The sequence below is a fragment of the Methylopila jiangsuensis genome, assembly GCF_027922305.1.
In the GTDB taxonomy this organism is placed as follows: Bacteria; Pseudomonadota; Alphaproteobacteria; order Rhizobiales; family Methylopilaceae; genus Methylopila; species Methylopila jiangsuensis.
The window spans coordinates 553,182-578,018 of the sequence record NZ_BSFK01000016.1; the positions used below are offsets into that span (position 1 = coordinate 553,182).

The following is a 24,837-nucleotide window of genomic DNA, read 5'->3' on the forward strand; positions in this document are numbered from 1 at the left end:
CGGAACTCTGCGGCAGGGCCATGGACGTCATTCTCACCAACGCCCGGCTGGCGCTCGACCATGAGGTCGTCGCCGGCACGCTGGTCCATCGCGACGGCGTCATCCGCGACGTGTCCGGGGGCCGCTCCCATGCGGCGGGCGCGATCGACCTGGACGGCGACCTGCTGGCGCCGGGCCTGATCGAGGTCCACACCGACAACATGGAAAAGCATTTTCTCCCGCGCCCGGGCGTGATCTGGCCGAATCCGCTGGCGGCCGCGCTCGCCCATGACGCCCAGATGGCGGCGGCGGGCGTCACCACCGTCTACGACGCGGTCTGCGCCGGCGGCTACGACGGCGGGCAGGACCACCGCCGCGCGATCTTCGACCAGATGATCGACGCGCTGGAGCAGGGCGTCGCGCGGGGCCTGTTCCGCATCGACCACCGGCTGCACCTGCGCTGCGAGCTGACCGACGCCGAGCTGATGCCGGTGCTGGAGCCGCGGGTCGGCTCGCCGCTCCTGGCGCTCGCCTCGCTGATGGACCACACGCCCGGCCAGCGCCAATGGCGCAATCTGGACGACCTGCGCCGCTTCATGACCGGCAGCGGCCTGTCCCGCGAGGGCGCGGACGAGCTGCTGCGCCAGCGCATGGAGGTGGGCCGCGCCAATGTGGCCATGAACCGCCCGGCCGCGGCGGCGCTGCTGCGCGCCCGGGGCGTGGCGCTGGCGAGCCATGACGACACCACGGCGGAGGACGTGAGCGAGGCCAGGGCCGACGGCTGCGCCATCTCCGAGTTCCCGACCACCCGCGAGGCCGCCCGCGCGGCGCGCGACGCCGGCCTCGCCACCGTCGCCGGCGCGCCCAACGTGGTGCGCGGCGGCTCCCATTCCGGCGGCGTGGCGGTGGCGGAGCTGGCGGAGGAGGGGCTGCTGGACGCCCTGTCCTCGGACTACGTGCCGTCGAGCCTGCTGCAGGCGGTGGAGCGGCTCGGGGGCGACGACGGCGCGGGTCTCGCGAAAGCGATCGGCTACGTCACCTCCGGCCCGGCGGACATGCTGGGGCTGGCCGACCGGGGGCGGCTGAAGCCAGGCCTTCGGGCGGACCTGATTCGCGTGGCGTTCGCCGGCGGCGCGCCCGTGGTGCGTGAAGCGACCGTCGCCGGACGGAGGGTGATGTGACCGCCCGTTACGCCATCTATTACGCCCCCGCCCCCGAGAGCCCGCTGTGGTCCTTCGGTTCGGGCGTGCTCGGCTACGACGCCGCCTCGGGCGGCTCCGCGCCGGTGATCGCGCCGGAGGGCGTCGCGCCGGCGGACTGGGCGGCGATGACCGCCGCCCCGCGCCGCTACGGCTTCCACGCCACGCTGAAGGCGCCGTTCCATCTGCAGGACGGCGTGACCGAGGACGATCTCGTCGCCGCCGGCCGCGCCTTCGCCGCCACGCGCGCGGCCTTCGCGCTGCCCGAGCTGGAGGTGACGCGCCTCGGCGCCTATGTGGCGCTGCAGCCTTCCGGGCGTTCCGCGGAACTCGACGCGCTCGCGGGCGCCTGCGTGGAGGCGTTCGAGCCCTTCCGCGCCGCTCCCGACGCGGAGGAGCTGGCCCGCCGCCAGCAGGCGCCGCTGACCGAACGTCAGAAGGCGGCGCTGGAGCGCTGGGGCTACCCTTACGTGTTCGAGGACTTCCACTTCCACATGACGCTGGCCGGGCCGGTGGCGGACGGGCTGGCGCCGCGGGTGGTCAAGGGTCTGTCCCGGCTCTACGCCGACCATGTGGCCTTCGCCACCATCCGGGTCGAGGCCGTCGCCTTGTTCGTGGAGGACCTGCCCGGCCACGGCTTCCGCATCGTCGACCGCTTCGTGTTCGCAGGGTGAGCGCGCCGGCCCTGTTTCGGCCGCATCGCCGGGCGACAAGCCGGCCGGTTTCGCAGAGGATGGCCGCCATGACCCGACGCCTCCTGTCCGCCGGCCTCGCGGCCGGCCTCGCCGCCGCCGCGCTGGCCCCCGCGCCGGCCTCGGCCCATCCCCATGTGTGGGTCACGGCCCGCAGCGAGATCGTCTACGGGCCCGACGGCCGCATGAGCGCCATCCGCCACGCCTGGACCTTCGACGAGATGTTCGCCTCCTTCGCGACGCAGGGGCTCGACGCCGACGGCGACGGCAAGCTGAGCCGGGAGGAGCTGGCGCCGCTGGCGGAGGTCAACGTCACCTCGCTGAAGGAGTTCGGCTTCTTCACCTTCTCGAAGAACGGCGAGAAGAAGGTCACGTTCGCCGAACCGGTGGACTACTGGCTCGAGATGAACGGCAAGGACCTGACGCTGCGCTTCACCCTGCCGGTGAAGGCCGACGCGCCGGACAAGGGGGCGGCCCTGAAGGTCGAGGTCTACGATCCGACCTATTTCGTGGCGTTCGAGTTCGCCCAGGAGCAGCCGGCGAAGCTCATCGACGCGCCGGCGGGCTGCGCGCTGGACTTCGAGCGGCCGAAGCCGCCGAGCGAGGCGGCCGGCAAGACGCTGTCCGAGAGCTTCTTCACCGGCCTGTCGCCGGGCTCCAACTTCGGCGCCCAGTTCTCCAACGCCATCTCCGTCTCCTGCCGCTGACCGTGCTCGGGATCGCATTCCGCCGGCGGGCGTCGGCGCTCGCCCTCATGCTCGGCCTGTGCGCGCTCGCGCTCGCGCTCGCCGCCGGCGACGCGGCGGCGCAGGGGGCGGCGGGGCCGTTCGGCGTCGGCCGCCCAGATGGGCCCGGCGGCGCGCCCGAGGCCGGCACGGTCCTCGGCTGGATCGGCGCGTGGCAGTCGTCGTTCTACCGTTCGCTGTCGGAGGCGATCCGGGCGGTGAAGACCGACCGTTCGGCCTTCCTGGCGCTGGCCGGGCTCTCTTTCGCTTACGGGGTGTTCCACGCCGCGGGGCCGGGCCACGGCAAGGCGGTGATCTCGTCCTATCTGGTCGCGACCGGCGAGGGGCTGCGCCGGGGCGTCGCGCTCTCCACGCTGGCGGCGCTGGCGCAGGCGGCGACCGCAATCGGCGCGATCGGACTGCTGGCGGTGGTCATCGGCGCCACCAGCATGGCGATCGGCGCGGCGACCTGGTGGCTGGAGGCGGCGAGCTACGCCGCCATTCTCGCCGTGGGGCTGGTTCTCACGTTCCGCAAGGGCGCGGGCTTTCTCCGTGCGCTCAGGGGCCTCCCCGCCCATGTGCACGGGCCGGACTGCGCCCATGAGCATGGCGTCGACCCGAAGCTGGTGCAGGGCGACAGGCCCGACTGGCGGCGGGGCGTCGCGGCGGCGCTCGCCATCGGCCTGCGCCCCTGCACCGGCGCGCTGGTGGTGCTGGCCTTCGCCATGGCTCAGGGCGTCGCCTGGGCGGGGATCGCGGCCACCTTCGCCATGGCGGCGGGCACGGCGCTCACAGTGGCCGCCATCGCCGCCTTCGCAGTGGGGGCCAAGGCGGCGGCGCTCCGGCTCGCCGCCGCGCGGCCGGGGCCGGGGGCGGCGATCGTCGCCGGCTTCGAGGCGCTGGCGGCGCTTGTGGTGCTCGCTTTCGGCGCGCTCATGCTGGCGGGGCTGCTCGCCACGGGGGCGAGCGGCGCGGGTTGACGCGGGGCGCCCGACCGGCGCTTTCTGCGGAACGTTCCCGCATTCCGCGCCTTTGAGGCTTCCGTCATGGCCGATCGTTTCGAGGGCGCGCGCATCGTCGTCGCCGGCGGCTCGGGCTTCATCGGCTCGGCCCTGATCCTGCACCTGCTGAACGCCACGGCGGCGGAGGTGATCAACCTCGACGCCCTGACCTACGCCGCCAATCCGCGCTCGCTCCTCGCGGCCGAGGCCTCGCCCCGCTACGCCTTCGAGCGGGTCGACGTCCGCGACGCGGAGGCGGTCCGCGCGGCGCTCGAACGTCACGGGCCGACCGCGATCGTCAATCTGGCGGCGGAGAGCCATGTGGACCGCTCCATCGACGCGCCGGGCGCCTTCGTGGCGACCAACCTCGTGGGCGCCTTCACCCTGCTGCAGGAGGCGCTGCGGTTCTGGCGCGGGCTCGGAGCCGCGGAGCAGGCGGGGTTCCGCCTGCTGCAGGTCTCCACCGACGAGGTGTTCGGCTCGCTCGACGGCGCCGAGGTCTGCGACGAGACCGCGCCCTACCGGCCGAACTCGCCCTACGCCGCCACCAAGGCCGGCGCGGACCATCTGGCGCGGGCTTGGGGCGTCACCTACGGCCTGCCGGTCCTCGTGACCCACGGCGCCAACACCTACGGCCCCCGGCAGTTTCCCGAGAAGCTGGTTCCTATGATGATCCTGCGCGGCCTCGAAGGCCGCGAACTGCCGGTCTACGGCCAGGGCGACAACGTGCGCGACTGGCTCCATGTGGAGGACCACGCCCGGGCGCTCGCGCTGGCGCTCGAACGGGGCACGCCCGGCGCGACCTATGGCGTGGGCGGCGCGGGCCTGAGGCGCAACATCGAGGTGGTGCGCGCCGTCTGCGCCGCGCTGGACCGGCTGGCGCCGGCCGCCGCGCCCCGGGAGAGCCTGATCCGCTTCGTGGCGGACCGGCCGGGCCACGACCGCCGCTACGCGCTCGATTCGTCCCGCATCGTCCGCGAGCTGGGCTGGCGGCCGCGGGAGGATTTCGAGGCCGGGCTGGAGCGGACCGTGCGCTGGTATCTCGACAACCGCGGCTGGTGGGAGCCGCTGCTCGACGGCGACGCCCTGCGGCGGCGGGGGCTCGGGAACGGCGGGGCCTGAGCCGCCTCCTGACGTCTGTACACTTGCGCGCGGAAGACTATGTTCCGGCCGTCTTTTCGTGGAGTCCGCCCCGTCCGATGAACGCCCCCGCGCCTGCGAGCGACCCGCGCGCCGTCCGCCTGCCCGCCGACCATCCGCCCGTGAAGAGCGGGCGCATCGGCGTCCTGCTGGTCAATCTCGGCACGCCCGACGCGACCGACTACTGGTCCATGCGGCGCTACCTCAAGGAGTTCCTGTCCGACCGCCGGGTGATCGAGACCCCGCGCCTGATCTGGTGGCCGCTGCTGAACGGGATCATCCTCACCACCCGGCCAGGCCGGAAGGGCAAGGACTACGACACCATCTGGAACAGGGAGCGCAACGAGAGCCCGCTGCGCACCATCACCCGCTCCCAGTCCGAAAAGCTCGCGGCCGCGCTCGCCGACGCCGCGCCGAAGCTCGTGATCGACTGGGCCATGCGCTATGGCAACCCGTCCATGGCCTCGCGCATCGAGGCGCTGCAGAAGCAGGGTTGCGACCGCTTGCTGCTGGTGCCGCTCTATCCGCAATACGCCGCCGCCACCTCGGCCACCGTGTGCGACAAGGCGTTCGACGCGCTGAAGACCATGCGCTGGCAGCCGGTGCTGCGGGTGGCGCCGCCTTGGGCGGACGATCCGGTCTACATCGAGGCGGCGACGGCCTCGCTGAAGGCGGAGCTAGCCAAGCTCGCCTTCGAGCCCGAGGTGATCCTGGCCTCGTTCCATGGCGTGCCCCAGTCCTACCTCGCCAAGGGCGACCCCTACCACTGCCAGTGCCAGAAGACCGCGCGGCTGATGCGCGAGGCGCTGGGGCTCGACGAGCAGCGGTTCCGCATCACCTTCCAGTCCCGCTTCGGGCCGGAGGAGTGGCTCCAGCCCTACACCGACAAGACGGTGGAGGCGCTGGCGAAGCAGGGCGTCAAGAACCTCGCCGTCTGCATGCCGGGCTTCACCGCCGACTGCCTGGAGACGCTGGAGGAGATCGCCGGCGAGAACGCTGAAATCTTCACGCACAACGGCGGCGAGAACTTCGCCGCCATCCCGTGCCTGAACGACAGCCCCGAGGGCATGCGCGTGATCGAGCACGTGGTGCGGCGGGAGTTGATGGGCTGGCTGTGAGCCGCGCTGTCGGGCAGGCCGTCCGGCGGGAAGCCTGACGGGATTTACCGGAAGATTGTCTTCGCTGTGACGCCGCCCCGGCGAGAGATCCTCGGGGCGGCGTTTTTCGTCAGCGCAGGGCTTCGGGCTGGGGCGCGGGGCGGGTCTCGGCGCCGTCGAGGCCGGCGGGCTTGCCCACCGCGACCACCAGCAGCGAGCCGTCGCCCAGCAGCTTCCGCGCCGCCGCCTTCACCTGATCGAGCGTCACGGCCGACACCAGATCGTTGCGGCGGGTGATGTAGTCGATGCCGAGGTGGTCGAGCTGCAGCTGCACGAGCTGGTTCGCCACCTTGGACGAGGTGTCGAACCGCAGCGCGTAGGAGCCGATCAGATAGCGCTTGGCGCTGTCCAGCTCCTCCTGGGTCGGGCCGTCCTTGGCCATGCGGGCGAACTCGGCCCGGATCAGGTCGATGGACTGGCCGGCGCGGTCGTTGCGGGTGGCGACGCCGCCCAGCAGCAGGCCGCCGTGGTCGAAGGGCTGCAGGTAGCTGTAGACCGAATAGGCGAGGCCGCGCTTCTCCCGCACCTCGTTGAACAGCCGCGACGAGAACGTGCCGCCGCCGAGGATGTGGTTCACCACATAGGCCGCGATGAAGTCGTCGTCGTCCCGCAGCGGGCCGGGGCGGCCGAAGATGATCGAGGTCTGGGGCACGTCGAGCTCGGTCACCTCGGCGCGGCCGGCGCCGGCGGGGGCGACGGTCGGCACCTGCTTCAGACCGGCCTTCTCCGGCAGACCGGCCAGCGCGCCGTCCACCAGACCCTTGAGCCGCTCGGGCGTGATGGCGCCCACCACGCCGATCACCACATTGTCCCGCGCCATCAGCCGCTTGTGGGCCGCGACCAGATCGTCGCGGGTGACGGCGGCGAGGCTGGTCACGGTCCCGCGCGACGGCCGGCTGTAGGGGTGGCCGGGGAAGGCGGCGGCGAAGAACGAGCGCCCGGCGAGGTCGTCCGGATCGAGCGCGTTGCGGCGGATCTGGGCGGAGAGCTGGCCCCGCATGCGGTTGACCGCGTCGTCGTCGAAGCGCGGCTTCGACAGGGCGAGGCCGAGCAGCCGGAACGCCTCGTCGATGTTCTCGGGCAGCGTGCGCAGGCTCGCGGTGAGGCCGTCGCGGTTGGAGCTGAAGGACAGCTCGATCGCGGTCTCCTCCAGCCGCTGCTGGAAGGCGGAGGCGCTCATCTCGCCCGCGCCCTCGTCGAACAGCGTCGACATCAGGCTGGCGAGGCCCTCCTTGCCGTCCGGGTCCTGGGCCGAGCCGCCGCGGAAGGCGATCTCCACCGCCACCAGCGGCACCGCGTTCTCCTGCACCAGCCAGGCCTCCGCGCCGGCGGGCGTGACGACGCGCTGGATGTCGGCGCCTCGGGCGGGGGCGGAGACGGCGAGGGTGGCGGCGGTGACCATGATGGCGGCGATCGTGTCCTTGGCGGCGGAGAAGGGGGAGCGGCGGAAGAGCGAAGCGATGCGGGCGATCACGGACGCGCCTCGGCGGCGGGGGCGGCGGGCGCCGCCTTGGCGCTCAGAAGCTCGCCGGTGACCGAGCGGCGCGCCACCAGCACCGCGCGGGCGGCGTCGCGCACCTCGTTCGCGGTGACGGCGCGGACGCGATCCGGCCACTCCAGCACGTCCTTGATGGCGCCGCCGGTGGCGAGCGAGGCGCCGTAGATGCGCGCGAGCGTGGCCTGGCTGTCCTGGGCGTAGATGGTGTCTGCGATCAGCCGGGTCTTGGCGCGGGCGAGCTCGGCCTCGGACGGGCCTTCGGCGGCGAAGCGGGCCACGGTCTCGTCGAGCGCGGCCTCCACCTCCTTCAGGCCGGCGTCGCCGCGCGGGCTGGCGTAGACTGCGAAGCGGCCGTCGTCGAGCGCGTCGCCCTGATACCAGGCGCCGGCGCTGGCCGCGACGCCCTTCTCCACCACCAGCGCCTGATAGATGCGGCTGGTGACGCCGCCGCCGAGGATCTGCGCCGCGAGATCGAGCGCATAGGCCTCGTGGCCGGCGGCGGTCTCGTAGGACGGCGCCAGGAACTGCTTGGAGATGGAAGGCTGCGTCACGCGCGGATCGGACAGCGTCACCCGGCGCGCGGCGCGGGGCTCGGGCTCGGTCGGGCGCTGGCGCGGGCCGGCGTCGGCCCGGCGGGCGATCCTGCCATAGGTGTCGTCGGCGAGGCGGCGCACCTCGTCGGCCTCCACGTCGCCGGCCACCACCAGGATGGCGTTGTTCGGCGTGTAGAAGCGCTCGTAGAACGCGATGGCGTCGGCGCGGGAGAGCTTCTCCATCTCGTGCTCCCAGCCGATGATCGGCGTGCCGTAGGGGTGATTCACGAACAGCGAGGCAGCCACCGCCTCGGACAGCTGCGAGCCCGGATCGCCGTCGATGCGCGAGCGGCGCTCCTCCAGGATCACGTCGCGCTCCGGGTTCACCACCTCGTCGGTGAGCTGCAGCCCGGTCATGCGGTCGGCCTCGAAGCCCATGACGGTCTTCAGGTGCTCCTTCGCCACCCGCTGGAAATAGGCGGTGTAGTCGTAGGAGGTGAAGGCGTTCTCCTGCCCGCCGAGCTCGGCCACGGTCTTGGAGAACTGGCCGGCCGGATGCTTCGCGGTGCCCTTGAACATCAGGTGTTCGAGGAAATGCGCGATGCCGGAGACGCCGCGCGGCTCGTCGGCGGAGCCCGCCTTGTACCAGATCATGTGCGTCACCACCGGCGTCCGGTGATCGGGGATCACGACCACCTCGAGCCCGTTCTCCAGCGTGAAGGACGCGACCTCCGGGCCCGAGACGCGGGCGGGATCGGCCTGGGCGGGCGCGGGGGTGAGGCCGGCGAGCGATCCGGCGAAGGTGGCGGCGGCCATGGTTGCGGCGAAACCTCCGAGCAAGCGTCTGAACATGAGACCTGCGAGTCTGGCGTGAAAATGCGCGGGCCGAAAAAGCCCGGATAAGGTCCTCATATAGCCGTGCACGCCGCCGGCTTCGAGCGCAAGGGCGCGTCACGAGCGGGTGAGAGCCGTTAAATCGCGGCAAGGTTCAGTCGGGCGCGAGCAGTCGTGCGCCGGGCCCTTCCGCGCCGAGCCGGTCGTCCGGGTTGCGCAAGGGGCAGACCGAGGCCGACAGGCAGCCGCAGCCGATGCAGCCGTCGAGATCGTCCCGGAGCCCCGTCAGCCGGGCGATCCGGGCGTCGAGGTCCGCGCGCCAGCGGGCGGAGAGCGCGGCCCAGTCGGCGGCGCTCGGGGCGCGGGCCTCCGGCAGTTCGGCGAGCGCAGCCCCGATGGTGGCGAGCGGCAGGCCGAGCTTCTGCGCCACCCGGATCACCGCCACCCGGCGCAGGGTCTCGCGCGGGTAGCGCCGCTGGTTGCCGGCGTTGCGGCGGGAGAAGATCAGCCCCCTGGCCTCGTAGAAGTGCAGCGCCGAGACCGCGACACCGCTGCGGCGGGCGAGTTCGCCTACGGTGAGCTCCGGTTTCGGCGCGCGGGCGCGAGCGGTCGTCATGGGGCGTGCCCTTTGGCGCTTGACCTCAACCTAACTTGAGGTTTTATGACGTGACGCTCCAGCGGACGCAAGCACGGAGCGCGCCTATGAGAACGCCCCTTCATCTCGCCCTGATCTACGGCAGCGCCCGGCCCGGGCGGCTGTGCGACGCCGTCGGCTCCTGGGCCGAGGCGGAGATCCGCCGCGCCGGAGGCTTCACCACCGAAGTGACCGACCCGCGCACGGCGCTCGACGACGAGCCGGCGCTTCGGGAGGCCCTCACGCGGGCCGACGGCTTCGTGGTGGTGACGCCCGAATACAACCACTCCTTCGCCGCGCCGCTTAAGGCGCTGATCGACGCCGCCGACGTGGAATGGGGCGCGAAGCCCGCCGCGTTCGTCTCCTATGGCGGGCTGTCCGGCGGCCTGCGCGCGGTGGAGCAGCTGCGGCTGGTGTTCGCGGAGCTGCATGTGGTGGGCGTCGCGGAAAGCGTCGCGCTGCCGGACGCCTGGAACCGCTTCGACGGCGCCGGCCGGATGCTGGAGCCGGAGCGGCCGCGTCGCGCCATGGGGCGCATGCTGGGGCGGCTGCGCTGGTGGGGCGAGGCGCTCAAGGCCGCGCGCTCGGCCGAGATCTTCACGGAGGCCGCGTGATGGCCGCGCTCGACCTCGACGCCTACTTCGCCCGCATCGGCTATGACGGCCCTCGCGCGCCGACCCTCGCGGTTCTGACCGAGACGCACCGCCGCCATCTGGCCGCGATCCCGTTCGAGGCCATCGAGGCCCGGCTTGGCCGGGTGGTGGACGTCTCGCCGCAAGGCGTGGACGCCAAGCTGATCAATGCGCGCCGGGGCGGCTACTGCTACGAGCAGAACGGCCTGCTGAAGCGCGCGCTGGAGGCGCTGGGCTTCCGCGTCGACGCCCTGCTGGCCCGCGTCACCATGCATGGCGGGCCGGATACGCCCCGGCCGGGACGCACCCACATGACGCTCTCGGTGGAGGCGGAAGGCGGGCGCTATCTGGTGGACGCGGGCTTCGGCGCGCTGGTCCCCGCCGCGCCGCTGCGCCTCGACGCGCGCGGCCCGCAACAGACGCGGCTCGGGACGTTCCGTCTGGCGCCGGACGGGCGCGAGATCGCGCTGTCGATCGCCGAGGGCGACGGCTGGGCGCCGCTCTATTCGGCGTCGCTGGAGCCGCAGGCGCAAGCCGATGTGGAGATCGCCAACTGGTTCACCTCCACCCACCCGCAGTCGTTCTTCCGCCGCGCCTTCGCGGTGGCGCGGGTGGCGGAGACCGAGCGCTACGCCCTGTTCGACGATCGCCTCACGGTGCGGAGGGCGGACGGGAGCGAGGAGCGTCGGCGGCTGACCGCGCCCGAGATCGAGGCCGCGCTGCCGGAGCTGTTTCGCCTCGCGCCGCAGCCGGAATGGCGCGACCTGTTCGCGCAGGCGACGGCGGCCGCGGCGTGACGGCCGGGACGAAGACGATCACGGCGCGGCGGGGGAGCGCCGTGATCGGGGGCGGGGGCCCGGCTTCGACGTCAGGCGGCGGCGGGCTTGCGGCCGCGCTTGGCGGGAGTCGGCGCGGGGGCCGCGGCCTTGCTGCGCTGCTGTCCGAGACCGGCCTTCTTGGCGAGTTCGGAGCGGGCGGCGGCATAGTTCGGCGCCACCATGGGATAGTCGGCGGGCAGGCCCCACTTGGCGCGGTAATCGGCCGGCGTCATGTCGTAGGCGGTGCGCAGATGACGCTTCAACGACTTGAACTTCTTGCCGTCCTCAAGACAGATGATGAAATCGGGGCCGACCGATTTCTTGATCGGCACCGCCGGAGTGAGCTCCACCACCGGCTCCTTCGTCGCGCCGGTGGCGGCGGAGGTCAGCGCGCCATGGACGGTCTGGATCAGCGTCGGCAGATCGGCCGCGGCGACCGAATTGTTGCTCACATAGGCGCTGACCACATCGGCGGTCAGCGTCACGAAATCGGTCTCATCAGTCATATTGATTGAGTCTCCTCTTCACTCTCGAAAGAACTGATCCTGTTCGGCGTCTTTGGCAAGACGAAACAGTAATCATACGTAAACAAAATAACCACAAACGCTCTATAGGGCCTCCCGGAGGCAGCACAGCGGGCGCCCGTGGACGGCGCATCGGCGGCCGATCGCCTCCTATGGGCGAGGTGAGGCGTAAAAACCCGCTCCCCAGGCTGTTCTTTTGGCTCGCGTCACGGCGAACAAATCGTCCATACTCGTGGCGTCCCAGCTCTGATCGCCGATATATCCTCAGGAGTACGCCGCATGCCGCATGAGACGCCGCTGATTTCCACGATCGTCGCGGGTTTCGTGCTTGCATTCGTCCTCGGCGCCGTCGCCAACCGGTTCAAGCTCCCGCCGCTCGTGGGTTACCTGCTGGCCGGCGTGCTCGTCGGTCCGCACACGCCGGGCTACGTGGCGGACCAGAAGCTCGCGCCGGAGCTGGCGGAGATCGGCGTCATCCTGCTGATGTTCGGCGTGGGTCTGCACTTCTCGCTGAAGGACCTGCTGTCGGTGCGCGGCGTGGCGGTGCCGGGCGCGGTGGCGCAGATGGCCTTCGCCACGCTGCTCGGCTGGGGCCTCGCCATGGGCCTCGGCTGGTCCCATGGCGGAGGACTGGTTTTCGGCCTCGCGCTCTCGGTCGCCTCCACCGTGGTGCTGCTGAAGGCGCTGCAGGAGCGCCGCCTCGTGGAGAGCGAACGCGGCCGCATCGCGGTCGGCTGGCTCATCGTCGAGGACCTGGCGATGGTGCTGGCGCTGGTGCTGATCCCGGCGGTGTCCAGCATCGCGAGCGGCGACGGCGCCGCCGCCGCGGTCTATGGCGATCCGTTCGCGGCGCTGCTCGCCCGCGGCTTCGGGATCGAGCTCAACATCTGGGGCGTGATCGGGCTGACGCTCGCCAAGGTCGCGGCCTTCGTGGCGCTGATGCTGATCGTGGGCCGGCGCGTCATCCCCTGGGTGCTGCACCGCATCGCCCACACCGGCTCGCGCGAGCTGTTCCGGCTCGGCGTGCTGGCCATCGCGCTGGGCGTCGCCTTTGGAGCGGCCAAGCTGTTCGGCGTGTCGCTGGCGCTCGGCGCCTTCTTCGCCGGCATGATCCTGTCCGAGAGCGAACTCAGCCACAGCGCGGCGCAGGAGAGCCTGCCGCTGCGCGACGCCTTCTCGGTGCTGTTCTTCGTCTCCGTGGGCATGCTGTTCGACCCGGGGATCCTGGTGCGCGATCCGCTGCCGGTGCTCGCCACCTTCGCCATCATCGTGGTGGGCAAGTCCATCGCGGCCTTCCTGATCGTCATCGCCTTCAAGCGCACCACCGGCACCGCGCTCACCATCTCGGCGAGCCTCGCCCAGATCGGCGAGTTCTCCTTCATCCTGGCGGAGCTCGGCGTCGGCCTGAAGCTGCTGCCGGAGGAAGGGCGCGACCTGATCCTGGCCGGCGCGCTGATGTCGATCGTGTTCAACCCGATCATGTTCATGCTGATGGACCGGTTGAAGCCGCGGCTGGAGGGCCGCATCGGCCGCGCCGCGCCCAAGCCGGCGGCCGCCGCTGCGGCGAAGCCCGCCGCCAGGGATGCGGCCGAGCCCGTGGCCGCGGCGCCGGCCGCGCCGGACGTGGCGAAGCCGGCGGAAGCGGCGCCCGCGCCGGTGGCGGAGCCTGCTCCCGCGGCCGTCGCTGCGGAGGCCGCGCCGGAGGAGCCGCAGGCGGACGAGGCGGTCGAGATTTCGGACGACGACGTGACCGCCACCCCGACGGAGCTGTCCGGCCATGTGGTCCTGGTCGGCTACGGCCGGGTCGGCGCGCTGGTGGGCGAGCGGCTGCGCGCCACCGAAACGCCGTTCCTCGTGATCGAGGACACGGAAAAGGCCATCGCCGCGCTGAAGGACATGGGCGTGGAGGTCATCGCCGGCAACGCCGCGTCCTCCGACGTGCTGGCGCTCGCGGGCCTCGACCGCGCCGCGACGCTGGTGGTCGCCATTCCCAACGCGTTCGAGGCGGGGCAGGTGATCGAGAAGGCCCGCAAGCTCAATTCGACGCTCGCCATCGTGGCCCGCGCCCACGCCCAGGCGGAGATCGAGCACTTCACCAAGCTCGGCGCGAACCAGGTCATCATGGGCGAGCGCGAGATCGCCCGCGGCATGACCCGCTCGCTCGGGATCGGCGACCATCTGGCGGGCGACATGCCGACCGAACGGCCGGAGACGCCTCTGGTCGCGGCGGCCGAAGCCTCCTCCGCCGAGGTCGAAGCGACGCCTGAGCCAGCCGTGGAGCGTCCGGCGGCCGAAGAGGCGGCGAAGGGCGACGATGCGCCGGCGCCGGCGGAGGCGCCGCCGTCCGCCGCCGGACCCGGGACGCCTGAGCCCGCCGCCGCGCCGGCAAGCCCGGAGCCCGCCAAGGGCTGACGGACGCCGCCGGCTCCGCGCTGGACAGGCGGGGCGTTCAGCCGGGGACGAGCACCATCCACGGCACTCCGAAGCGGTCTTTCAGCATGCCGAAGGCCGGCGAGAAGAAGGTCGGCCCGAGCGGCGTCTGGACCTCGCCGCCGTCGGAAAGCGCGTCGAACAGCCGCCGCGCGTCGCCGGCGTCCGTCGCGGCGAGGGACAGGCTGAAACCCTCATGGCCCCTGAGCGGAGCGCCGCAGCCGCCGCCGTCGGACATCAGCAGCTCCGCGCCGCGGATGCGAATCGCGGCATGCAGCACGGCCCGGCCGCCGATCGCGGGCAGCATCTCCGGCGGAACCGGGTCGGGCGCCTCGTCGTAGCGCATCAGCGTCAGGCGCTCGGCGCCGGCGGCCTGTTCGTAGAACAGGATCGCCTCCTCGCAGCGGCCGTCGAAGAACAGATAGGGACGGATCGACATGGGCGTCTCCTCAGGGTGCGCTCCCTCTGGGAGGTCACCTGTGGGACGCGCGACGTCGGACAAGGGCGAGGCCGAGCGCACGCCTTGCGACCATGGTCCCAAACGACGAACGCCCGCGCGAGGCGCGGGCGTTCCAGGCCGCCGTCCGGAGCGGGACGATCAGTCGTTGACCACCAGCTGGCGGTTGATGGCGAGCGAGGCCAGCGAGCACACCGCGCCGGAGAGCAGGTAGGCGCCGACCAGCGCCGGGCCGAACTGGGCCGACAGGCCGAGCGCCACCAGCGGCGCGAAGGCGGCGCCGATCAGCCAGGCGAAATCGGCGGTGAAGGCCGCGCCGGTGTAGCGGTAGCGGCTGGAGAAGTTGGAGGTCAGCGCGCCCGAGGACTGGCCGAAGGTGAGGCCGAGCAGGGCGAAGCCGATCAGGATGAAGGCGGTCTGGCCGGGCACGCCGCCGTCCAGCAGGAAGGGAGTCGCGATCGAGAACACCGCGATCAGCGAGGCGCAGACGCCGAGCAGGGTGCGGCGGCCGATGCGGTCGGCGATCAGGCCCGAGGCCACGATGCCGACCACGCCGACCACGGCGCCGATCATCTCGATCAGCAGGAACTGCAGCGCGTCGCCGTCGGTGAGCAGGGTCGCCCAGGACAGCGGGAAGATGGTGACGAGGTGGAACAGCGCGAAGCTCGCCAGCGGCGCGAAGGCGCCGATCAGCACGTTGCGGCCTTCCTCCATGAACAGGCCGAACACCGGCGCGGGCTCAAGCTCGCGGGTGGCGAGCAGCTGGCTGTAGGCCTCGCTCAGCACCAGGCGCAGGCGGGCGAACAGCGCCACCACGTTGACCGCGAAGGCCACGAAGAACGGGTAGCGCCAGCCCCAGGACAGGAAGTCCTCGGGCGACAGCGTGTTGAGGAAGAACACGAACAGGCCGGCCGCCAGCAGGAAGCCGAGCGGCGCGCCGAGCTGCGGCATCATGGCGAACCAGCCGCGCCGGCCGGCGGGCGCGTTCAGCGACAGCAGCGAGGCCAGTCCGTCCCAGGCGCCGGCGAGCGCCAGGCCCTGGCCGATGCGCGCGGCCGCCAGCAGCCACACCGCGCCCACGCCGATCTGGGCGTGGCTCGGCAGGAAGGCGATGGAGGCGGTGGAGCCGCCCAGCAGGAACAGCGCGATGGTGAGCTTCACGCCGCGGCCGTACAGGCGGCCCACGTTCATGAAGATGAAGGAGCCGATCGGCCGCGCCACGAAGGCGAGCGAGAAGATCGCGAACGAGTACAGCGTCGCGGTCAGCCGGTCGGTCTCGGGGAACAGCAGCGCCGGGAACACCACCACCGAGGCTATGCCGTAGACGAAGAAGTCGAAGAACTCCGACGTGCGGCCGATGACGACGGCGAGGGCGATCTCGCCCGGCGTGACCGTGTGATGGTCGCCCTGGGTGCTCTGACGGGCGTGGCGTTCCAGTTCGGCGGTCGAGGACAGGGCGTGGTCTTGGCTCATCGATCCCAACGCTGCTTTGTGCGGGCGCGCCCGCCGCGGGACATATCCCGGACAGGCAAGATGGCGCGGCGAACCGCAGTCCTCAACGCCAAAAGACGCATGAATTCGGAACGGCGATGTCCAAAACGCATGGGTCCGGACGGAGACGTCCGCAGGCTGAGGCGTCATTGTCTCTATGCGGACGGCCGTCATGCGCCGATAGGACAAAGCGTCCAATGTCGAAGCCGGCGGTGGGGGCGTAACGCACCCTGAACCTGCCCCGCTCCGCCAACACGGACAGCCGGCCCTTGAGCACTCTTCTCCGCCGTTTCGCCATCCTTCCGCTGGTCCTGCTTCTCGCAGGCTGCGAGATGGTCGTGATGTCTCCCTCCGGCGACATCGCCGCCCAGCAGCGCGATCTGATCGTGATCTCCACGGTCCTGATGCTGCTGATCATCGTTCCCGTCATCGCCCTGACCCTTCTGTTCGCCTGGCGCTACCGCGAGTCGAACAAGGAGGCGACCTACGACCCCGACTGGCACCACTCGACCCAGCTCGAGGTGGTGATCTGGGCGGCGCCGCTGGTCATCATCATCGCGCTCGGCGCGGTGACGTGGAGCAGCACCCACCTGCTGGACCCGTACCGCCCGCTGTCGCGCGTCGCCGAAGGGCGGCCGCTGCCGGAAGGCGTGAAGCCGCTGCAGGTGCAGGCGGTGGCGCTCGACTGGAAGTGGCTGTTCATCTACCCGGAGCTCGGCGTCGCGACCGTCAACGAGCTGGCGGCGCCGGTGGACCGGCCGATCAACTTCCAGATCACCTCCTCCACGGTGATGAACTCGTTCTTCATCCCGGCGCTGGCGGGGCAGATCTACGCCATGGCCGGCATGGAGACGAAGCTGCACGCGGTCATCAACACGGCCGGCGTCTATGACGGCTTCTCCGCCAACTACAGCGGCGCCGGCTTCTCCGACATGCGCTTCAAGTTCCACGGCGTGTCGGAGGAGGAGTTCGGAGCCTGGGTCGCGAAGGCCAAGGCCTCCGGCGCGACGCTCGACCGGGCGACCTACACGGCGCTCGAGAAGCCGAGCGTGCGCGAGCCGGTGAAGCTGTTCGCCTCGGTGGACGGCGGGCTCTACGACGCCATCCTCAACATGTGCGTCGACACGGCCAAGATGTGCATGAAGGACATGATGCGCATCGACGCCCAGGGCGGCCTCGGCAAGGAGGGCATCCGCAACGTCTTCGCGCTGCAGTACGACGCGCCGCGCTCCCGGGGCGGCCATCACGCCCCGCCGAAGCGCTTCGTCGCCGCCGCCTGCACCCCCGAGGCCCCGCGCGACGGCCTGACCGTCGAGCGCGCGGCCCCGAAGCCCGCTTACGAGCGGCGCGCCGACGCCGTCCGCGTCGCCCCGCTCCAGACCGCCGCGGCCGACGCCGCGGCGTCCGCCGCCCTTTCGGAATGACAGAGTAGGCCGAGATGACACCGAGCCCGGTTGAAGAGAGCGTCCTGTTCGGGCGCCTTTCGCTGAACGCGCTGCCGCTGCACGAGCCGATTCTGGTCGTCACCTTCGCGGCGGTCGTTCTCGGGGGCGTCGCCGTCCTTGGCGCGCTCACCTATTTCCGCCTCTGGGGCTACCTGTGGCGGGAGTGGCTGACCTCCATCGACCACAAGAAGATCGGGATCATGTACGTGATCCTCGGGCTCGTCATGCTGCTGCGCGGCTTCGCCGACGCGCTGATGATGCGCCTGCAGCAGGCCATGGCCTTCGGCGGCTCCGAGGGCTACCTGCCGCCGCACCACTACGACCAGATCTTCACCGCCCACGGCGTGATCATGATCTTCTTCGTGGCGATGCCGCTGGTCACGGGCTTCATGAACTACCTCGTGCCGCTGCAGATCGGCGCGCGCGACGTGGCGTTCCCGTTCCTCAACAACTTCAGCTTCTGGATGACCGCCTCCGGCGCGGCGCTGGTGATGGCCTCGCTGTTCGTCGGCGAGTTCGCGGCCACCGGCTGGCTGGCCTATCCGCCGCTGTCGGGCATCGCCTATTCGCCGGGCGTCGGCGTGGACTATTACATCTGGGCGCTGCAGATCGCGGGCGTGGGCACGCTGCTCTCGGGCGTGAACCTGATCGTGACCATCGTGAAGATGCGCGCGCCCGGCATGTCGATGATGCGCATGCCGGTGTTCACCTGGACGGCGCTGTGCTCGAACGTGCTCATCGTCGCCTCCTTCCCGGTGCTGACCGCCGCGCTCGCGCTGCTGTCGCTCGACCGCTACGTCGGAACCGCGTTCTTCACGAACGACTTCGGCGGCAGCGCCATGATGTACGTGAACCTGATCTGGATCTGGGGCCACCCGGAGGTTTACATCCTGATCCTGCCGGCCTTCGGCATCTTCTCGGAGGTGGTCGCGACCTTCTGCGGCAAGCGCCTGTTCGGCTACGCCTCCATGGTCTACGCCACGGTGGTCATCACCATCCTGTCCTACCTGGTGTGGCTGCACCACTTCTTCACCATGGGGTCGGGCGCGTCCGTGAACTCGTTCTTCGGGATCACGACCATGATCATCTCGATCCCGACCGGCGCGAAAATCTTCAACTGGCTGTTCACCATGTACCGCGGCCGGATCAAGTTCGAGCTGCCCATGCTGTGGACGGTCTCCTTCATGGTGACCTTCGTCATCGGCGGCATGACCGGCGTCCTGCTCGCCGTGCCCCCGGCCGACTTCGTGCTGCACAACTCGCTGTTCCTGATCGCCCACTTCCACAATGTGATCATCGGCGGCGTGCTGTTCGGCCTGTTCGCCGGCATCGCCTACTGGTTCCCGAAGGTCACGGGCTTCAGGCTCGATCCGTTCTGGGGCAAGGTTTCGTTCTGGTCCTGGACCATCGGCTTCTACATGGCCTTCATGCCGGTCTACGTGCTCGGCCTGATGGGCGTGACCCGCCGCATGTCCAAGTTCGACGACCCGTCGCTGCAGATCTGGTTCGTGATCGCCGCGCTCGGCGCGGTCCTGATCGCGGTGGGCATCGGCTCGTTCCTGCTGCAGATCGTCGTCAGCTTCATCAAGCGCGAGACGCTCAAGGACGTGACCGGCGATCCGTGGAACGGCCGCACGCTGGAGTGGTCCACCTCCTCGCCTCCGCCGGACTACAACTTCGCCTTCACGCCGGTGGTGCACGATCTCGACGCCTGGCACGACATGAAGAAGCGCGGCTACGTGCGGCCCGCGGGCGGCTTCCTGCCGATCCACATGCCCAAGAACACCTGGGCGGGCATCGTTCTGGCCGGCATCAGCACCGTCTGCGGCTTCGCCCTGATCTGGCACATCTGGTGGCTGGCGGGCGCGAGCTTCCTGGCGCTGGTGGTCACCGCGATCACGCACACCTTCAACTACGACCGCGACTTCCACATCCCGGCCGCGACCGTCACCGAGACGGAAGCCGAGCGGTCGCGCTACCTCGCCGCGGGAGTCTGACAGCATGAGCGCGCACGCGTCCGCCGCGATCGACGACAAGACCTTCTATCTCCGGGAGGAGCACCACCCGGAGAACGGCACCCTGCTGGGGTTCTGGACCTACCTGATGAGCGACTGCCTCATCTTCGCGGTCCTGTTCGCCTGCTACGGCGTGCTCGGGCGCAACTACGCCGCCGGTCCCTCGGGCGCGGACCTGTTCGACCTGAAGCTGGTCGCCATCAACACGGCCTTCCTGCTGCTCTCCTCCATCACCTACGGTCTGGCGATGCTGGAGATGGAGAAGAACCGCAAGGGCACCACGCTGTTCTGGCTCGGCGTCACCGGCGTGTTCGGCGCGTGCTTCCTGGGGCTGGAGCTCTATGAGTTCTGGCACCTGATCCACGAGGGCGCGACGCCCCAGCGCTCGGCCTTCCTGTCGTCGTTCTTCGCGCTGGTCGGCACCCACGGCCTGCACGTGTTCTTCGGCTGCGTCTGGCTGATCACGCTGATGGTGCAGGTGGGCCAGCGCGGCCTGATCCTCGAGAACCGCCGCCGCCTGATGTGCCTCAGCATGTTCTGGCACTTCCTCGACGTCGTCTGGATCGGCGTCTTCACCTTCGTCTATCTGATGGGGACGCTGTGATGGCCGGAACCCACGCCGAGAACGCCCACGGGGCGCACGGGCACGACGACCACGGGCATGGCCAGAGCGGGGCGGGCCACGCCACCCTCGGCGGCTACCTGACCGGCTTCTTCCTCTCGATCATCCTGACGGCGATCCCGTTCTGGATCGTGATGGGGGACGTGTTCCGCTCCACCTCCACCGCCGCCGTGGTGCTGCTGGTGTTCGCCGCGGTGCAGATCGTGGTGCACATGGTCTACTTCCTGCACATGAACTCCAAGTCGGAGGGCGGCTGGAACATGCTGGCCATGATCTTCACCGCGGTGCTGGTGGTGATCACGCTGGCGGGCTCGTTCTGGGTCATGCACCACCTGAACACCAACATGATGCCCGGCGGCGCCCACGACATGCAGAACATGGAAGGCATGCGGCCGGCGGAGACGCCCGAGCCGCGGTGACCGCGGACGGGCCTCGATCCGGCGTGAGTTCCGACGAGAGCGCGAAGGGAGAGCGGCGGCGCCGCTCTCCCTTTTTTCATGCGGCTCTGGGCGCGCTGACGCTGGCGCTGTTCTCCGGCTTCGTGGCGCTCGGGGTCTGGCAGGTGGAACGCCGGGCCTGGAAGCTTGATCTGATCGCCCGGGTCGAGGCCCGCATCCACGCGGCGCCGGTCGCGGCCCCCGGCCCCGACCGCTGGGCGGAGCTCTCCGCCTCCGACGAATACCGCCGGGTGCGGCTCGTCGGCCGCTTCGACCATGCGCGCGAGACCTTCACCCAGGCGACCACCGCCTATGGCGCCGGCTACTGGACGCTGACGCCGCTCCGCACGCACGAGGGCTTCGACGTGCTGGTCAACCGCGGCTTCGTCACCTCCGAGCGGCGCGATCCGGCCTCGCGCGGCGCGGCCGCGCCCGAGGGCGAGACCGAAGTGGTCGGCCTGATGCGGCTGAGCGAGCCCCATGGCGGCTTCCTGCGCGCGAACGATCCTGCGGCGGACCTGTGGCGTTCCCGCGACGTGGCCGCCATCGCCGCCGCCCGCGGGCTGACGCGGCCCGCGCCCTATTTCGTCGACGCGGAAGCCGGCCCGGACCGGGCCGGCTGGCCGAAGGCGGGGCTGACCGTGGTCGCCTTCCGCAACGACCATCTGGTCTACGCCTTGACCTGGTTCGGGCTGGCGGCGATGACGCTGGCGGGCGCCGCCATCGTCATCCTGCGCGGCCGGTCGGGAGCGCGCGACGCATGAGCATGGGGCGGCTGGGACGGGCGCTGACGCTGCTGGACCGCGCCGCGCCCGACGTCACCACCGCCCGCAAGAACATGCTGCTGCTGATCCAGCTGCGCTGGATCGCGGTCGGCGGACAGATCGCCACCATCGCCGGCGTGCATCTGGGCTTCGGGGTCGAGCTGCCGCTCGCCCACATGGGGCTGACGCTGGCCGGGCTGCTGGCGCTCAACGTGCTGACGCTGCTCCGGCTGCAGAGCCTCGCGCCGGTGACCGAGGCGGAGCTGTTCGTGGCGCTGGCGCTCGACATGTTCGGCCTCGCGGTCCAGCTCCACCTGAGCGGCGGCGCCACCAACCCCTTCGCCTTCCTGTTCCTGCTGCAGGTGACTCTCGGCGTCGTGCTGCTGCCGGCCGGCTTCGCGGTGGGGATCGTCGTGTTCGCCGTGCTCGCCTTCGGGGTGCTGACGCGGTTCTACGAGCCGCTGAACCTGCCGTCCCAGCACGGCCACGATCTGTTCGCGCTGCACATCGACGGCATGTTCGCCTGTTTCGCCATGGTGGCGGCGCTGCTCGCCACCTTCGTCGCCCGGATCGCGCGCAACCTGAGCCAGCGGGACGTGCGGCTGGCGGAGCTGCGGCAGCAGGCGGCGGAGGAGGACCACATCGTCCGCATGGGCCTGCTCGCCTCCGGCGCCGCCCATGAGCTCGGCACGCCGCTCGCGACGCTGGACGTGATCCTCACCGACTGGCGGCGCATGCCGACCTTCGCCGACGATCCGGCGCTCGCGGGCGAGCTCGACGACATGCGGGCCGAGGTGCGGCGCTGCAAGGCCATCGTCACCGGCATCCTGCTGTCCGCCGGCGAAGCGCGGGGCGAGGCGCCGACGGTCACCTCCGTCGGCGCCTTCTTCGGCGACATCGTCGACGACCGGCGCGAGGCTCGCGCCGTGGGCCGGATCGATTACGAGGACAGTTTCGGCGACGACCTGCCGATCGTGGCGGACCCCGCCCTGAAGCAGGTGCTGAGCGCGGTGATCGACAACGCCGTGGACGCCTCGCCCCGCTGGGTGGGGGTTTCGGTGGAGCGCGAGGGCGGCGACCTGGTCCTCACCGTGCACGACGACGGCCCCGGCTTCACCGAGGCGACGCTCGCGGAGTTCGGCAAACCCTACAATTCCAGCAAGGGCAAGCCGGGGAGAGGACTGGGGCTGTTTCTGGTGGTAAACGTCGTGCGCAAGCTCGGCGGCGCGGTGACCGCCGGCAACCGGCCGGGAGGCGGCGCCGTCGTCACGCTGACGCTGCCGCTCGCGGCGCTCGCGATCGGGAAGGCGCATGGAGACGGAGACGACGGCTGACCGCCTGCTGGTGATCGTCGAGGACGATCCAAAGTTCTCGCAGACGCTCGCGCGCTCGTTCGAGCGCCGGGGCTACGAGGCGCTCCGGGCCGCGAGCCTCGAGGAGCTGCAGGATCTGTTGAAGACGCGCTCGCCGGCCTTCGCGGTGGTGGACCTCAAGCTCGCCAACGGCTCGTCCGGCCTCGCCTGCGTGCAGGCGCTGCACGCCCACGATCCGGAGACCAACATCGTGGTGCTGACCGGCTTCGCCAGCATCGCCACCGCCGTGGAGGCGATCAAGCTCGGCGCCCGGCACTACCTCGCCAAGCCCTCCAACACCGACGACATCGAGGCCGCCTTCGCCCGCGCCGAGGGCGACGTCGCGGCCCCGCTGACCGAGCGCGCCACCTCCATCAAGACGCTGGAGTGGGAGCGCATCCACGAGACCCTGATCGAGACCGGCTTCAACATCTCCGAGACCGCGCGGCGGCTCGGCATGCACAGGCGCACGCTGGCCCGCAAGCTGGAGAAGCAGCAGATCAAGTGATAAGCCGATCCGGCTCACCCGTCGCCGGGCCGGCGCGGGGGCCTGATTTTTTGAGCGGACGGCCCGTTCCGGCCGTTCTCCTAAGCGGAAGGCGGGTCCGGATCACGGGCGCGCCCTTATCCGCTCGCGCGGCCTTCGGGCGCGCGTCGTGGTTCGATTACGTTCGCGGGGCGAGGCCGTTCAGGAGCCGTCCCGCCGCAAGGGCTTTGGCGTCATGGATCTGTTGAAGCGCTTCTTCGCCTATTACCGGCCGCACCGGGGCCTGTTCCTGCTGGACTTCTCGGCGGCGGTGGTTTCGGGCGTGCTGGAGCTGGGCTTCCCCATGGCGGTGAAGCTGTTCGTGGACGAACTGCTGCCCCGGCAGGACTGGACGCTGGTGGTGCTGGCGGCGCTCGCGCTGTTCACGATCTATCTCGCCAACACCGGCCTGATGGTGATCGTCACCTACTGGGGCCACAAGCTCGGCATCAACATCGAGACCGAGATGCGCCGCCGGGCCTTCGACCACCTGCAGAAGCTGTCCTTCGGCTATTTCGACAACCAGAAGACCGGCCATCTCATCGGCCGCCTGACCAAGGATCTGGAGGAGATCGGCGAGGTCGCCCATCACGGCCCGGAAGACCTGTTCATCGCGGTGATGACGCTGATCGGCGCCTTCGCGCTGATGTTCGCGGTGAATGTGGAGCTTGCGCTGATCACCATCGTCGTCGCCCCCGTGACGGCCTGGGTCACGGGCCGCTACGGCGGACGCATGACGCGCAACTGGCGGGAGCTTTACGGCCGGGTCGGCTCGTTCAACGCCCGCATCGAGGAGAACGTGGGCGGCATCCGGGTGGTGCAGGCCTTCGCCAACGAGGACCACGAGCGCCGCCTGTTCGAGCGCGACAACGACGGCTACCGCGCCACCAAGCTCGAGGCCTACCGCATCATCGCGGCCAGCACCTCGCTCAGCTATCTCAGCATGCGCTTCACCCAGGTGGTGGTGATGCTGGCGGGCAGCTATTTCGTCATCCAGGGGTCGCTCACCCATGGCGGCTTCATCGGCTTCCTGCTGCTGCTGGGCGCGTTCTTCCGGCCGCTCGAGAAGATCAATTCGGTGATCGAGACCTACCCGAAGGGCGTCGCCGGCTTCCGCCGCTACTGCGAGTTCATGGACACACGCCCAGACATCGTGGACCGCCCCGGCGCCGTCGATCCCGGCCCGCTGCGCGGCGACATCGCGTTCGAGAACGTCAGCTTCGGCTACGCCGCGGGCAAGACGCCGGTGCTGTCGAACATCGACCTCGCCATCCGCGCCGGAGAGACCGTGGCCTTCGTCGGTCCCTCGGGCGCGGGCAAGACCACGCTGTGCTCTCTGCTGCCGCGGTTCTACGAGGTCAGCGGCGGCCGCGTGACCATCGACGGGATCGACGTGCGCGACATGACGCTGTCGAGCCTGCGCAGCCGCATCGGCGTGGTGCAGCAGGACGTGTTCCTGTTCGCCGGCACCATCCGCGAGAACGTGGCCTACGGGCGCCTCGACGCCGCCGAGGAGGAGATCCGCGAGGCGACCCGCCGGGCGCGGCTCGAGGAGATGATCGAGCGCCTGCCCGACGGCCTCGACACCGTGATCGGCGAGCGCGGCGTGAAGCTCTCCGGCGGCCAGAAGCAGCGCCTCGCCATCGCGCGCATGTTCCTGAAGAACCCGCCGATCCTGATCCTCGACGAGGCCACCTCCGCGCTCGACGCCGAGACCGAGCGGGCGATCCAGCAGTCGCTGTCGGAGCTGGCCAAGGGCCGCACTACGCTCGTCATCGCCCACCGGCTCACCACCATCCGCGACGCCGACCGCATCGTGGTGGTGGACCGCGCCGGCGTGGTGGAGCAGGGCCGGCATCAGGATCTGGTGGTGGGCGACGGCGTCTACCGCCGCCTGCACGACGCCCAGTTCGCCGACGCCATGCGCTGAAG

General features: G+C 70.7%; 23 protein-coding genes. 17 read left to right on the top strand and 6 right to left on the bottom strand.

The window, feature by feature from the left end; translation table 11 throughout:
- Positions 1-20 precede the first annotated feature (20 nt).
- The 6 genes from PKE85_RS15455 to hemH all read left to right on the top strand — a co-directional run bounded on the left by PKE85_RS15455 (position 21) and on the right by hemH (position 5,854).
- A complete protein-coding gene (locus tag PKE85_RS15455) occupies positions 21-1,160 on the top strand; it encodes an alpha-D-ribose 1-methylphosphonate 5-triphosphate diphosphatase (protein ID WP_271205660.1) in 1,140 nt (379 codons plus the stop codon).
- Positions 1,157-1,852, top strand: a complete 696-nt coding sequence (locus PKE85_RS15460) for a DUF1045 domain-containing protein (RefSeq protein WP_271205661.1) — start codon at positions 1,157-1,159, stop codon at positions 1,850-1,852. Before PKE85_RS15455 ends, PKE85_RS15460 begins: the two co-directional genes overlap by 4 nt.
- A 68-nt stretch (positions 1,853-1,920) precedes the next feature.
- Entirely contained in the window at positions 1,921-2,577 is a 657-nt protein-coding gene (locus PKE85_RS15465; RefSeq protein WP_309299082.1) for a DUF1007 family protein, read from the top strand.
- A 2-nt stretch (positions 2,578-2,579) separates the two neighbouring features.
- A complete protein-coding gene (locus tag PKE85_RS15470; protein WP_271205663.1) occupies positions 2,580-3,575 on the top strand; it encodes a nickel/cobalt transporter in 996 nt (331 codons plus the stop codon).
- 66 nt (positions 3,576-3,641) lie between these two features.
- Positions 3,642-4,718, top strand: a complete 1,077-nt coding sequence (gene rfbB / locus PKE85_RS15475; RefSeq protein ID WP_271205664.1) for a dTDP-glucose 4,6-dehydratase — start codon at positions 3,642-3,644, stop codon at positions 4,716-4,718.
- 77 nt (positions 4,719-4,795) lie between these two features.
- On the top strand, positions 4,796-5,854 hold the full coding sequence (hemH, locus tag PKE85_RS15480; protein WP_271205665.1) for a ferrochelatase: 1,059 nt from the start codon (positions 4,796-4,798) through the stop codon (positions 5,852-5,854).
- 109 nt (positions 5,855-5,963) lie between these two features.
- Here the strand turns inward: hemH and PKE85_RS15485 are convergent, their stop codons facing one another.
- The 3 genes from PKE85_RS15485 to soxR all read right to left on the bottom strand — a co-directional run bounded on the left by PKE85_RS15485 (position 5,964) and on the right by soxR (position 9,374).
- A complete protein-coding gene (locus PKE85_RS15485; protein WP_271206079.1) occupies positions 5,964-7,295 on the bottom strand; it encodes a M16 family metallopeptidase in 1,332 nt (443 codons plus the stop codon).
- A gap of 68 nt (positions 7,296-7,363) precedes the next feature.
- Positions 7,364-8,740: a M16 family metallopeptidase gene (locus tag PKE85_RS15490; RefSeq protein WP_271205666.1), complete on the bottom strand. Its 1,377-nt coding sequence runs from the start codon at positions 8,738-8,740 to the stop codon at positions 7,364-7,366.
- A gap of 172 nt (positions 8,741-8,912) precedes the next feature.
- Positions 8,913-9,374, bottom strand: a complete 462-nt coding sequence (gene soxR, locus PKE85_RS15495; RefSeq protein ID WP_271205667.1) for a redox-sensitive transcriptional activator SoxR — start codon at positions 9,372-9,374, stop codon at positions 8,913-8,915.
- An 86-nt stretch (positions 9,375-9,460) separates the two neighbouring features.
- Between soxR and PKE85_RS15500 the strand changes: the two genes are divergently transcribed.
- The gene (locus PKE85_RS15500) at positions 9,461-10,006 is read left to right on the top strand and encodes an NADPH-dependent FMN reductase (RefSeq protein WP_271205668.1); all 546 of its coding nucleotides are present in this window, start codon (positions 9,461-9,463) and stop codon (positions 10,004-10,006) included.
- Entirely contained in the window at positions 10,006-10,821 is an 816-nt protein-coding gene (locus PKE85_RS15505; RefSeq protein ID WP_271205669.1) for an arylamine N-acetyltransferase family protein, read from the top strand. Before PKE85_RS15500 ends, PKE85_RS15505 begins: the two co-directional genes overlap by 1 nt.
- A 71-nt stretch (positions 10,822-10,892) precedes the next feature.
- Here the strand turns inward: PKE85_RS15505 and PKE85_RS15510 are convergent, their stop codons facing one another.
- Complete coding sequence (locus PKE85_RS15510; RefSeq protein ID WP_271205670.1) at positions 10,893-11,348, bottom strand: Ros/MucR family transcriptional regulator; 456 nt, start codon at positions 11,346-11,348, stop codon at positions 10,893-10,895.
- Between the two features lie 297 nt (positions 11,349-11,645).
- Between PKE85_RS15510 and PKE85_RS15515 the strand changes: the two genes are divergently transcribed.
- Positions 11,646-13,778, top strand: coding sequence for a cation:proton antiporter domain-containing protein (locus PKE85_RS15515; protein WP_271205671.1), 2,133 nt, complete (start codon positions 11,646-11,648; stop codon positions 13,776-13,778).
- A gap of 37 nt (positions 13,779-13,815) precedes the next feature.
- On the opposite strand, the gene PKE85_RS15520 is transcribed toward PKE85_RS15515, so the two are convergent.
- The gene (locus PKE85_RS15520; protein ID WP_271205672.1) at positions 13,816-14,235 is read right to left on the bottom strand and encodes a VOC family protein; all 420 of its coding nucleotides are present in this window, start codon (positions 14,233-14,235) and stop codon (positions 13,816-13,818) included.
- A 159-nt stretch (positions 14,236-14,394) separates the two neighbouring features.
- Positions 14,395-15,726 (bottom strand): MFS transporter, encoded by a 1,332-nt coding sequence (locus tag PKE85_RS15525; protein ID WP_271205673.1) that lies wholly within the window; start codon positions 15,724-15,726, stop codon positions 14,395-14,397.
- Positions 15,727-16,076: 350 nt separating this feature from the next.
- Here PKE85_RS15525 and cyoA point away from each other — a divergent pair, with 350 nt between their 5' ends.
- From cyoA to PKE85_RS15565, 8 genes are all read left to right on the top strand, one after another.
- Positions 16,077-17,168 (top strand): ubiquinol oxidase subunit II, encoded by a 1,092-nt coding sequence (gene cyoA, locus PKE85_RS15530; protein WP_271206080.1) that lies wholly within the window; start codon positions 16,077-16,079, stop codon positions 17,166-17,168.
- A 14-nt stretch (positions 17,169-17,182) separates the two neighbouring features.
- The gene (gene cyoB, locus PKE85_RS15535; protein WP_271205674.1) at positions 17,183-19,186 is read left to right on the top strand and encodes a cytochrome o ubiquinol oxidase subunit I; all 2,004 of its coding nucleotides are present in this window, start codon (positions 17,183-17,185) and stop codon (positions 19,184-19,186) included.
- Positions 19,187-19,190: 4 nt separating this feature from the next.
- Positions 19,191-19,808, top strand: coding sequence for a cytochrome o ubiquinol oxidase subunit III (cyoC, locus tag PKE85_RS15540; RefSeq protein WP_271205675.1), 618 nt, complete (start codon positions 19,191-19,193; stop codon positions 19,806-19,808).
- Entirely contained in the window at positions 19,808-20,245 is a 438-nt protein-coding gene (cyoD, locus tag PKE85_RS15545; RefSeq protein WP_271205676.1) for a cytochrome o ubiquinol oxidase subunit IV, read from the top strand. Before cyoC ends, cyoD begins: the two co-directional genes overlap by 1 nt.
- 23 nt (positions 20,246-20,268) lie before the next feature.
- Positions 20,269-21,027 carry an SURF1 family protein gene (locus PKE85_RS15550; protein ID WP_428981365.1) on the top strand — a complete coding sequence of 253 codons (759 nt, stop codon included), beginning with the start codon at positions 20,269-20,271 and terminating at the stop codon, positions 21,025-21,027.
- On the top strand, positions 21,024-22,361 hold the full coding sequence (locus PKE85_RS15555) for an ATP-binding protein (RefSeq protein WP_271205677.1): 1,338 nt from the start codon (positions 21,024-21,026) through the stop codon (positions 22,359-22,361). The genes PKE85_RS15550 and PKE85_RS15555 overlap by 4 nt, the downstream gene beginning before the upstream one ends.
- Complete coding sequence (locus tag PKE85_RS15560; RefSeq protein WP_271205678.1) at positions 22,339-22,887, top strand: response regulator transcription factor; 549 nt, start codon at positions 22,339-22,341, stop codon at positions 22,885-22,887. The genes PKE85_RS15555 and PKE85_RS15560 overlap by 23 nt, the downstream gene beginning before the upstream one ends.
- Positions 22,888-23,107: 220 nt before the next feature.
- Positions 23,108-24,835: an ABC transporter ATP-binding protein gene (locus tag PKE85_RS15565; protein WP_271206082.1), complete on the top strand. Its 1,728-nt coding sequence runs from the start codon at positions 23,108-23,110 to the stop codon at positions 24,833-24,835.
- Positions 24,836-24,837: the final 2 nt, after the last annotated feature.

Coding starts and splice junctions, on each gene's coding strand:
- PKE85_RS15455 (WP_271205660.1), top strand. CDS start 21: ATGGACGTCATTCTCACCAACGCCCGGCTGGCGCTCGACCATGAGGTC.
- PKE85_RS15465 (WP_309299082.1), top strand. CDS start 1,921: ATGACCCGACGCCTCCTGTCCGCCGGCCTCGCGGCCGGCCTCGCCGCC.
- rfbB (WP_271205664.1), top strand. CDS start 3,642: ATGGCCGATCGTTTCGAGGGCGCGCGCATCGTCGTCGCCGGCGGCTCG.
- hemH (WP_271205665.1), top strand. CDS start 4,796: ATGAACGCCCCCGCGCCTGCGAGCGACCCGCGCGCCGTCCGCCTGCCC.
- PKE85_RS15485 (WP_271206079.1), bottom strand. CDS start 7,295: ATGGTCACCGCCGCCACCCTCGCCGTCTCCGCCCCCGCCCGAGGCGCC.
- PKE85_RS15490 (WP_271205666.1), bottom strand. CDS start 8,740: ATGGCCGCCGCCACCTTCGCCGGATCGCTCGCCGGCCTCACCCCCGCG.
- soxR (WP_271205667.1), bottom strand. CDS start 9,374: ATGACGACCGCTCGCGCCCGCGCGCCGAAACCGGAGCTCACCGTAGGC.
- PKE85_RS15500 (WP_271205668.1), top strand. CDS start 9,461: ATGAGAACGCCCCTTCATCTCGCCCTGATCTACGGCAGCGCCCGGCCC.
- PKE85_RS15505 (WP_271205669.1), top strand. CDS start 10,006: ATGGCCGCGCTCGACCTCGACGCCTACTTCGCCCGCATCGGCTATGAC.
- PKE85_RS15510 (WP_271205670.1), bottom strand. CDS start 11,348: ATGACTGATGAGACCGATTTCGTGACGCTGACCGCCGATGTGGTCAGC.
- PKE85_RS15515 (WP_271205671.1), top strand. CDS start 11,646: ATGCCGCATGAGACGCCGCTGATTTCCACGATCGTCGCGGGTTTCGTG.
- PKE85_RS15520 (WP_271205672.1), bottom strand. CDS start 14,235: ATGTCGATCCGTCCCTATCTGTTCTTCGACGGCCGCTGCGAGGAGGCG.
- PKE85_RS15525 (WP_271205673.1), bottom strand. CDS start 15,726: ATGAGCCAAGACCACGCCCTGTCCTCGACCGCCGAACTGGAACGCCAC.
- cyoA (WP_271206080.1), top strand. CDS start 16,077: ATGGTCGTGATGTCTCCCTCCGGCGACATCGCCGCCCAGCAGCGCGAT.
- cyoB (WP_271205674.1), top strand. CDS start 17,183: ATGACACCGAGCCCGGTTGAAGAGAGCGTCCTGTTCGGGCGCCTTTCG.
- cyoC (WP_271205675.1), top strand. CDS start 19,191: ATGAGCGCGCACGCGTCCGCCGCGATCGACGACAAGACCTTCTATCTC.
- cyoD (WP_271205676.1), top strand. CDS start 19,808: ATGGCCGGAACCCACGCCGAGAACGCCCACGGGGCGCACGGGCACGAC.
- PKE85_RS15555 (WP_271205677.1), top strand. CDS start 21,024: ATGAGCATGGGGCGGCTGGGACGGGCGCTGACGCTGCTGGACCGCGCC.
- PKE85_RS15560 (WP_271205678.1), top strand. CDS start 22,339: ATGGAGACGGAGACGACGGCTGACCGCCTGCTGGTGATCGTCGAGGAC.